We start from the raw sequence: 10029 nt of genomic DNA, 5'->3' as shown, positions 1-10029 counted from the left end.
GTGTTGATGATGTTCTGCGTGTTGACCTTGGTATCGAGGTTGCCGCGCTCGCGCGAGGACTCCAGCGGCAGGTCGTCGACGGTGAACTCGACCGCGCGCTCCACGCGGTAGACGTCGGCGTCGTAGTACGTCTTCTTGTTTTTGTCGGTGCCGCGGGTATAGGTGCGCGTCAGGATCTCGCCCTTGCCGGCGACCTCTGCGCTCGCGTTGCCGTCGACGATCATGTAGGGCAGGTACACGCCGACGACATTCTCGGGCGAGAACTCGTCCTTGAACGCCTTCAGCGCGAACAGCCTGCGCTTGTCGACGAACTGGCGGATGCGCGCGACCGCATCATCCTTCCTGATGTGGAACGGCAACACGGCGTCGGGCACCGCACCATTGCGGATCTGCTCGTTGACCCCGAACACGTGGCGGCACCAGTGGCAACGCGCCGTCATGGCGCTCTCGGTGTTCACCGTGACCTCGGCACCGCAGCCGGTGCACTTGAAGGTCATCAGGCTGGCGGTGTCCGCGTCGATGGCGCGGGCACCGCTGGCGATCACCGTGCCGCGCAGCTGGTCCAGCCCTTCACCCAGGCCGAAAGCCTCCTCGACCCGCGCGCCCACCCATTCGTTGCGGCAGTACAGGCAGACCAGCACGTCGCTGCCCAGCTTGTGGCGGATGTCGGTGGCGCCGCACTTCGGGCACCGGTTCAGGCCGTCCTTCAGCTCCGCCGCCGCGGTGTCGATGGCGAGCGGGTCGGGCGCTTCGATTTCCTCGCGGATCGCGTCGGGCAGGGTGGCGGGATCGACCGGGAAACTCCCGGGCAAGGGCGGTACCTCCTGCGGTGAGCCGGGGCCCAACGCAGGAGGAGCCGGCGGCAACGGCGGCGGCGCCGGACGGTTCGGGGTGGACATGCGCGCGTCCGCTTACAGGCCCAGGGCCTTCGCCTTCAGCGCGTCGTAGTCGGACTGCGTGATCAGGCCGAGGTCGAGCATCTCCTTGGCCTTCTTCAGCTTGGCGACCGGATCGTCCGCCGCGGGTGCGGCCGGCGTGGCCGGCTGTTGCAGGCCACCCACGCCCATCATCCCGGACGCCATGCCAATGCCCATCAGGCCCGCTGCACCGCCATTCTCGCCGGCGGACTGGATGCCCTGCGCCACGCTGGCCTGCAGGTTGGAGTTGCCACGCGAGCCGGACAGCGCATCGGCGCGCTGCACGGTCTTCAACAGTTCGCGCGTGTTCGCGTCGTACTCGATGGAGACGATGGCGGTCTTGACGATGGCCAGGCCGCGGCTGGAGCTCCACTGGTAGCCCTGCTCGACGGCCGCCGAGAGGCTCTGCGCGAAGCCCAGCGAATCCTGCTGCAGCTTGGTGATGCGGTTGCCCTTGGACGGATCGTTGGTGTACAGGCTGAAGGCCGGCGCCAGCGAACCCACCACTTCGTTGAACAACTGGGTGGCGGCGGCGTTGTCGAGGTCGGTGAAGTCGAACACCTTGCCCGGCTGCAGGTAGCTGGCCGGCACGAAGTTCTTCACGAACAGGATGGGGTCGACGATCTTCAGCGTGTACGAGCCGCGCGTGACCGCGCCGACCTGGGTGTTGAGGAAGCCGTCGTCCCAGTAGATCTCGGACTGCGTGCCGAAGCGGTTGTCCGGCAGTTCCTTGAGCGAGACGAAGAACGCCGCCTGCTGCGAGCCCGGCTGGCCGCCGAACTTGAAGCGTTCCCAGCTCTGGGTGATGAAGGTCGAGACGATGCCGTCGCCGGCGAAGATCGACTTGGAGTTGATGTCGTCCGAACGCCATTCGTAACCGCCCGGCTCGGCGACGAACGCGGTGATCGCGCCGTCCTGCATCAGCAGCAGGCCATAGCCTTCGGGCACGACGATCTTCGAGCCGTTGGTGATGATGTTGGTCGAGCCGCTGGTGTTGGAACCGCGACCGGCATTGGTGCCCTGCGGCACCGCCGCGAACAGCGCCGCCGTGGACGGCAGGCCCTGCGGCACCGTGTAGAAATCCTTCCACTGGTCGCCCAGCACGCCGCCGACCGCGCCCACCACCGCCTGTACAAGACCCATGACATCGCTCCGTGATTCGTGGGCGGGTAAGAGCACCCGCCGATCGTGGCCGAGTATACCCATCGCCCTGTTACCGGCATGGCGCATACGTCATGGGCGCGGTCGGCCCACGCATGCGTGCCGGTTGCCGCATCCGCTTCGTCCGACGGTCATCACCAATGGCACATCGCCCCGCAGGAACGGCTCCGTACGATGCGGGCTAGACCCCGATGGCCAACGCCGGAGCATGTCCGTGGACCGACGCACCTTCCTTCAAGGCTCGCTGGGCGCAGCGCTGGCGGCTGCCGCGGACGTCGTTCCGGCGGGCGGAGTGCCGCCGGCCGGCCCGGTGTTCCCGCCCGTGGATGCGCGCAGCGTGTGGCTCGTCGGCGACAGCGCGCCGCCGGATCCGGTGGCGATGGCGGCAAAGCTGGCGGAACTTACGCGCACGCAGGCCGACGTGCGGGACGGCTATCTGCAGCAGGGTGCAGTGGGCCGTCTCGAGCAGGCCTTCGCCACCATGCTCGGCAAGGAAGACTGTGCATTCTTTCCCACCGGGACCCTGGCGAACAACGTGGCCCTGCGCGTGCTCTGCGGCGAGCACCAGCGCGTGCTGGTGCAACAGGAGAGCCATGTGTACCGCGACGAGAGCGATGCCGCCCAGAGATTGTCCTCGCTCAACCTGCTGCCGTTGGCGGCCGGTCGCGCCAGCCCGTCGCTGGATGAGGTGCGTGCCGCGATCAGCGCCTCGGAGAGCGGGCCGTATCCCATGAGGATCGGGGCGGTTTCGCTCGAAAGCCCCGTGCGCCGGGCCGGTGCTGAACTGGTCCCGCTCGCCCGGGTACGCGACATCGCCACACTGGCACGGGCGCATGGCGCGCGCCTGCACCTGGACGGCGCGCGCCTGCTGATGGCGCCGCCCGGCTTCGATCTGCCCGCATACGCGGCGGAATTCGATACCGTGTACGTATCGCTGTACAAGTACCTGGATGCACCGTTCGGTGCGGTGCTTGCAGGGTCGAAGGGGGACATYGCCCAGGCGCGCGCGCTGCGCCACGTGTTCGGTGGCACGCTGTACCAGGGATGGATGCCTGCACTGCTGGCGCTCGACGCATTGCCGGGGTTCCTGGCGGACATCGCGAAGGCCCATGCGCAGGCGCGCGAACTGATCGCCACGTTGGTGGCCAGCGGCAAGGTACGCGAACGCAGTTCGGCGGACGCATCCAATCTGTTCTGGCTCGACATGGCGCAGCCGCTCGCGGACGCTGCATTCGAGCGTGGTCGGCAGGCGGGCATCCGCGTCGGCCGATGGCAGGAAGGTCGGGTGCCGCTGGCAGTGAATACGACGCTGCTGCGGCGTCCCGTTGGCGACTACGTGAGCGTCTTCCTGGGGTAACGCTGGCGGCGTCCGCCACCGTCGCGCGTCAGCTCGCCGGCAACGCGCGATTCCTCCCTTCGTCCTTGGCCTGGTACAGCGCGGCGTCGGCCGCGTGCAGCAGGGCGTCGGGATTGCCGCCACGCGCAGGATGCCGGCTGGCGGCGCCGATGCTGACGGTGATGACGTCCGCGACGCTGGACGCGCGATGGGGCAGGGCGAGACGTTGCACGTCGTCCACCAGGCGTCGCGCGAGACCCAGTGCCGTGTCGGTGTCGCAATCCGGCAGCAGGATGGCGAACTCTTCGCCGCCGTAGCGCGCCGCCAGGTCGTCGCTGCCGCGCAGGCTGGTGGCGAGGGCCGCCGCGAGGGTCGCCAGCGCCGCATCGCCCCCCAGGTGGCCGTAGCTGTCGTTGTAGGCCTTGAAGTCGTCCACGTCGATCAACAGCACCGCCAGCGACGCATCGCGCGCGGCGTGGTCGTCCCAGGCCAGCCGCAGGCGGCGGGTGAATTCGCGCCGGTTGGCGATACCGGTGAGCGCATCGCTGGCGGCCAGATGCTGGAGGCGTTCGTTGGCCTCGCGCAGCGCGTCGGTGCGCTGCGCGACCTCGTGCGTCAACGCGCGCTCGCGTTCGCGCGCGGTGCGCAGGCGCAGCCGCACGAGCGCCGCCACCAGCCCCAGCGCGGCCAGGGCCGCCAGCGTGCGCAGCCACCAGGTCTGGTGCCATTGCGGCAGCAGGGTGAAGCGCAACTGCGCGCCTTGTTCATTCCACACGCCATCGTTGTTGCTGGCCATCACGCGGAACACGTAATCGCCCGGCGGCAGGTTGGTGTAGTACGCGGCGCGACCGGCGCCAGGCTCGCTCCAGGCGCGGTCGAAGCCGTCCAGTCGATAGCGGTAGCGCACCGCCGACGGGGCCACGTAACTCATCGCCGCGAACTGCAGTTCCAGGCGTTCCACGCCGGGCCCCAGCCGCATGATCGAAGCCGGTTCGACGTCCACGCCGTCCACCAGCAGGCGCTCGATCGAGACCGGCGGCGGTTTGGCATTGCCCTGCATGCGGTCGGGGTCGACGATGACGACGCCCTTCGCGGTGCCGAACCAGAGGCGTCCGTCGTCGCTGTGGTCGGCCGGCGTCTGCGATGCGCCGTTGCCCTGCGCATTGAGCATGCCGTCGCTGGTGCCGTACCAGCGCGGCGCGAGCTGCTGCACATCGCCCCGGTCGAGCGCGTCGAAGTCCGCCTTCGCCAGGCGTCCGATGCCGCGGTTCGAACTGAACCAGAGGTGCCCGCGACCATCGTCCAGCAGGGCGAACACCGCATCGCCATGGAACCCGGCGCGCTGGAGATAACGGGTGACCTTGCCGTCGCGGATCCGCACGATGCCCGCGCTGGTACCCAGCCACAGGCTGCCGTCGACGGCGGGATGGAATGCGAACACGCTGCTGCCCGCCAGGCCATCGGTGCCGCAGCTGTCTACCTTGCCGAGGTACAGGCAACGCAGGCCGCTGCGCAGGCCGATCCACAGTCGCCCGTCGGCATCTTCGTAGAGGGCGCGGGTGTCGTCGCCGCGGGTGCCGTCCACCACGTCGACCCGCTCGCCGTCGATGCGGGCCACGCCCTGCAGGGTGCCGGTCCACATGCCGCCCTGGCGGGCGGGCGCGAACGCGAACACGATCGTGCCGGGCAGCCCGTCCGACAGGCCGAAGGTGCGGGCGCGGCCGGCGCTGTCGAAGCGGGTCACGCCCTCGGTGCCGGCGACCCACAACTGGCCCCGGGTGTCGGAACGGATCGCACGGATCAGCTGGCTGGGCAGCTGTCGGTTGTAGGCCGCGGCCGGCCGCAGTACTGCGCCTTCGTAGCGGGACAGGCCGGCGCCATCGGTGCCGACCCACAGCGCGCCGCCCGGCACCTGGTGGACGGCACGCACCGCATTGGACACCATCTGTCCCGTGACGGTGACCAGCTTGGAGGGGCTGAGCCGGTGCAGGCCGCTGGAGGTAGTACCGATCCACAGGTTGCCTTCGCGATCCTCGAACATCGATCGCACGGTCTCGCCCTGCAGGCCGGCCAGCGTGTCGTCGCAACTGAAGTCACCCGCGACCAGTCGGCAGAGGCCCATGTCGAGCGGTGCGAACCAGACGCTGCCGTCACGGTCGCCGTACAGCGTGTAGATGCGCCGCCCATCGAGCGCCGCCGCACGCGGGTGGCGGTGGAAGCGCCCCTCGCGGAAGAACGCCGGACCGGACTGGGTGCCGACCCACACCGCGCCCGCCGCGTCGACGGCCAGGCTGTACACCGCATTGCTGGGCAGGCCGTCCTGTTCGTCGTAGAGCCGTGCGCGACCGTCGTGCCAGTGGACCACGCCCACGCCATCGGCCGCGATCCAGACACCCCCGTCGCGGTCGGCGACGATGCCGCGGTAGAACCCGCGCGGCGGGAAGCCATCGGCGTCGCCCAGCAGACGGGGCGCGCCGTTCGCGGTCCGCACCACGCCCGCATTGGTGGTGAGCCACAGGCTGCCCGAGGTGTCGCGGACGATCCCGAAGACGCTCTCGATGCCGGCGGGCAACGCCACCTGCTCGAGCGCGCGTCCCTGCCGTCGGTACAGGCCACCGTTGAGGGTGCCGACCCACAGGCCACCTTCGCGATCCGCGCTGACCGCGGTGATCGCCGAGCTCTTCAGCGCGGGTGCGACGCGCGGGTCGATGGTCTCGAAACCGTCGCCGCTGTAGCGCGCCAGGCCGCCGTAGGTCGCCAGCCAGATCGCGCCATCGGCCTGCTGGTCGATGGAGAGGACGGTCCCCTGGGGCAGCTGGTTCTCGTACCAGACGTGGGTGAACTGGCCAATCGCCCGCCGCGCGTCGAGTGCGTGGGCGGGAAACAGGAGAAGTGCGCCCAGCACACCGGCCAGCAGGGCGCAGGTACGCCGTGCGTCAAGGAACATGCGGAATTCCAGGCATCGGTCTCCCCACCGGTGACGCGCCATGCTAGCAGCAACGTCGATAGCGGCCGCGAGGGCGACCGGTTGAGTCGCACGCGACGGCTGGCCGGTTCCCGCCGGCGCCCTCGTACATAGGCGGGTCAGCCCGCGGGACCGTGGGCCCAACCCGGAGAAGCCGAATGCCGACTGCACGTGGGGTCCGTCCGCTGTTGATGCTCGTGGCGCTGTGTCCGTTCGTCGGGGTCCTGGCGCAGGCGCCGGTGGCCAAGGTGCAGGCGGTTACCGACGATTATTACGGCACGCAGGTGACCGATCCGTACCGCTGGATGGAGAGCGGCAAGGACCCCGACTGGATGCCCTGGCTGCAGGCGCAGGCCAAGCACACCCAGGGCGTCTTCGCCGCGATGCCCGGCCGCGCCTTGCTGCTGGCCGACGTGGCCGCGCGCTCCGGCGAACTCACCACCGTCGGTCAGGCCGAACAGGCCGGCGGCCGCGTCTTCCACGAAATCCGTGCGGCCGGTGAGCAGGACACCAAGCTGATGGTGCGCGAGGCCGATGGCCGCACCCGCGTGCTGCTCGACCCGACCACGCTGAAGAATGCCGATGGCGACCAGGTGATCGATCGCTGGGCCGCGTCGCCGACCGGTCGCCATGTGCTGGTCGCACTGTCCAGGCGCGGTACCGAACACTCCACGTTGCGCGTACTCGACGTGGCGACCGGGGGCTTCCTGCCCGTCGCCATTCCGCACGCCTGGATGATGAGCTGGACCCGCAACGGCGAGGCCTTCAGCTACCTCAAGTTCGTCGGCGAACCGGGCACGCCCACGTACTTCGTCGGCAACGAAGCGCGCCTGCATCGCCTGGGCAGCACCGCGCCGGACGTACTGCTGGCCCGCCGCGGGCAGGGCGGCATCAGCGCGAAGGCCGAGCAGTTCGTACCGGTGATCTTCGATCCGGACAGCCGCACGGCGCTCGCCGTCGTCCGCGATGGCCGCAACGAGATCGCGATCTACCGTGCCGATGCCGATACCGCGATGACGGGCAACGCGACCTGGACGCCGGTCGCCGGGTTCGACGACGTGGTGGTGGATTCCAGCGTCGATGGCGACCGCCTGTACCTGGTCTCGAAGAAGCAGGCCTCCGGGGGGAAGATCCTGCAGACCTCGGCGACGGCGCCGGACCTGAAGACCGCGCGGATCGTCGCGCTGCCGGGCACGCCGGTGATCGAATCGATCCTCGCCGTGCAGGGCGGGCTGCTGGTGCGCACCATCGACGGCCCGGCCTCCGGACTGTGGCGGGTGGGCGAGGACGGCAAGGCCGTCAAGCTGGCGCTGCCGTTCGACGGCCAGGTTACTGCGCTGCAGGGCTGGGCACCGTCGCCCGAGGTGCTGGTGGCGATGACCGGCTGGTTCACGCCATCGACCGTCTACCGCCTCGACCTGCGCGACGGCCAGCTGAAGGACCTCGCACTGGTGCCGCCGCTGCCGTTCGACACCGCCGGCTACGCAGCGCGGCGCAGTGAGGTCGCCGTGCGCGACGGCACCCGGGTGCCGTACACGCTGGTGATGAAGAAGGGCGCCACCCTGGATGCCACGACACCCGTGTTGCTGGAAGCCTACGGCGCCTACGGCTACGCCGCGCTGCCGCGCTTCAACGCGCGCGTGCTCGCCTTCCTCGACCGCGGTGGCGTGTACGCGCTGGCGAACGTGCGCGGCGGCGGCGAGTTCGGCCGCGACTGGCATTACGCCGGCAAGGCAAGCACCAAGGCCACCACCTGGCGCGACGCCATCGACGTGGCCGAGCAGCTGATGCGCGACAAGGTGGGCTCATCGAAGACGATGACGCTGATCGGTACTTCCGCTGGCGGCGTGATGCTGGGCGGTGCGATCAACGAGCGCCCGGACCTGTTCGCCGGCGCGATCGCCAACGTCGGCTTCATGAATCCGGTGCGCTACGTCTCCGAGCAGAACTACGCGGACATCGAGGAATGGGGCGGACCGATCACCGATGCGGCCTCGTTCAAGACCATGTTCGACCTGGACCCGTACCAGCACATCCGTGCCGGCACGGCGTACCCGCGCACGCTGGTGGTGTCCGGCCTCAACGATCCGCGCGCAGCGACCTTCCACAGCGCCAAGTACGCCGCGCGCCTGGCCGCCGCGCAGGACGGCAAGGTGCCCGTGCTGCTGCGGCTGGATTTCGGCGCCGGCCACGGCATGGGCTCCAGCCGCAGCCAGCTGGACGAGGTGTGGACCGACATCTATGCGTTCACCCTGGCGCAGGCCGGCAGGCCGGACTTCCGGGCGACGGACAGGTAGGCGCGTGGCCCGGCGCGCGCGGCTCAGCCGCCGCGCACGGCCGCCTCGATGGCCGCCACATCGATCTTGCGCATCGTCATCATCGCCTCGAAGGCGCGCTTGGCGACCGCGCGGTCGGGGTTGGCCATGGCGTCGGTGAGCACGCGCGGCGTGATCTGCCAGTTCAAGCCCCACTTGTCCTTGCACCAGCCGCAGGCGCTTTCGCGTCCGCCGTTGCCGACGATGGCGTTCCACAGCCGGTCGGTTTCCTCCTGGTCATCGGTCGCGATCTGGAACGAGAACGCTTCGCTGTGCGTGAACGCGTCGCCGCCGTTCAATCCGATGCAAGGCACTCCGCAGACGGTGAACTCCACCGTCAGCACGTCGCCCGCCTTGCCGGAGGGATAGTCGCCGGGTGCGCGGTGCACGGCCTTCACGGCGCTGTGGGGGAAGGTCTTCGCGTAGAAATGCGCGGCCTCTTCCGCGTCGCGGTTGTACCAGAGGCAGATCGTGTTCTTCGGGGTCATGGCGAAACTCCAGTGTCGGAGGGAGGAAAGCCGGCGCGGCGATCTTGCCGTCCGGCCGGAAAAACCGGGTGAAGCGAAGGTCTGTCAGTGATCGGCGAACGTGCCTGTGCGGACATCGCCATCGCGCAGATAGCGGCTGACGATCACGCCCGCCCAGGTACTGCGCGTGGCGTCCAGCCGGAACGCGGCGGGCAGGCTGTCGTCGCCGAACAGCCGTTTGCCACGGCCCAACAGGACCGGGTAGACCAGCAGGCGCAACTCGTCGACCAGATCGGTCGCGAGCAGCTGGTGCAGCAGGTCGCTGCTGCCTTGGGTAACCAGGTCGGGGCCGCTGCGCTGCTTCAGCACACGCACGGCAGCCGCGATATCCGCGCCCAGTGCGTGGCTGTGCGGCCAGGCGAGCGTGTCGGGCCGATGGGTGGCGACGTATTTGGTGGCGCCGTTGAACGCGTCCGCGATGCCGCCATGCGGTGCCTCGCCCGGCACGTGGGGCCAGTAGCCGGCGAAGATGTCGTAGGTGCGCCGACCCAGCAGCAGCGAGAACGGCTGCGCGAACAGGCCATCCATGGCCTCGTCTTCGCCCGCATAAGGCCACACCCAGCCTCCGTGGGTGAAGCCGCCGCTGGCGTCCTCGTCCGGCCCGCCAGGCGCCTGCATGACGCCGTCGAGACTGATCATGGCCGCTGCAACGAGTCTTCCCATGGTGTGCGCCTGGCCGGACGGAATGCCGGCCCTCATCCCTGCGACGCCTCGGGGAGGGCGGAATCGACAGGCCGGGTGAGAAAAACGCGGCTCGCCGCCCCTGATCTTGATCGCGATCAATGCGGGGCGCAGCGGCACGCCGCAC

The 10029-nt window shown here is 69.5% G+C and carries 7 protein-coding genes; 2 read left to right on the top strand and 5 right to left on the bottom strand.

Features of this window, described 5'->3' with window-relative positions; translation table 11 throughout:
- Positions 1–899 (bottom strand): TFIIB-type zinc ribbon-containing protein (locus AC04L7_RS05990; protein ID WP_475512683.1); only part of this gene is annotated, 899 nt, incomplete at its 3' end.
- 12 nt (positions 900–911) lie between these two features.
- Entirely contained in the window at positions 912–2060 is a 1149-nt protein-coding gene (locus AC04L7_RS05985) for an SPFH domain-containing protein (RefSeq protein WP_296278289.1), read from the bottom strand.
- Positions 2061–2292: 232 nt separating this feature from the next.
- Between AC04L7_RS05985 and AC04L7_RS05980 the strand changes: the two genes are divergently transcribed.
- Entirely contained in the window at positions 2293–3435 is a 1143-nt protein-coding gene (locus AC04L7_RS05980; RefSeq protein ID WP_435998104.1) for a threonine aldolase family protein, read from the top strand.
- Between the two features lie 28 nt (positions 3436–3463).
- Here AC04L7_RS05980 and AC04L7_RS05975 read toward each other — a convergent pair whose 3' ends face one another.
- The gene (locus tag AC04L7_RS05975) at positions 3464–6361 is read right to left on the bottom strand and encodes a ligand-binding sensor domain-containing diguanylate cyclase (RefSeq protein WP_435998106.1); all 2898 of its coding nucleotides are present in this window, start codon (positions 6359–6361) and stop codon (positions 3464–3466) included.
- 176 nt (positions 6362–6537) lie between these two features.
- Here AC04L7_RS05975 and AC04L7_RS05970 point away from each other — a divergent pair, with 176 nt between their 5' ends.
- Positions 6538–8676 (top strand): prolyl oligopeptidase family serine peptidase, encoded by a 2139-nt coding sequence (locus tag AC04L7_RS05970; protein WP_435998108.1) that lies wholly within the window; start codon positions 6538–6540, stop codon positions 8674–8676.
- Between the two features lie 23 nt (positions 8677–8699).
- Here AC04L7_RS05970 and AC04L7_RS05965 read toward each other — a convergent pair whose 3' ends face one another.
- Both AC04L7_RS05965 and AC04L7_RS05960 read right to left on the bottom strand, forming a co-directional pair.
- Positions 8700–9182, bottom strand: coding sequence for a VOC family protein (locus AC04L7_RS05965; RefSeq protein WP_435998110.1), 483 nt, complete (start codon positions 9180–9182; stop codon positions 8700–8702).
- Positions 9183–9266: 84 nt separating this feature from the next.
- Complete coding sequence (locus AC04L7_RS05960) at positions 9267–9860, bottom strand: dihydrofolate reductase family protein (RefSeq protein ID WP_435998112.1); 594 nt, start codon at positions 9858–9860, stop codon at positions 9267–9269.
- Between the last annotated feature and the right edge of the window lie 169 nt (positions 9861–10029).

It is taken from the genome of Pseudoxanthomonas sp. LjRoot204_2, assembly GCF_056175765.1.
The sequence above is the reverse complement of the archived record's forward strand: the minus strand, read 5'-3'. Positions and strand labels throughout refer to the sequence as shown.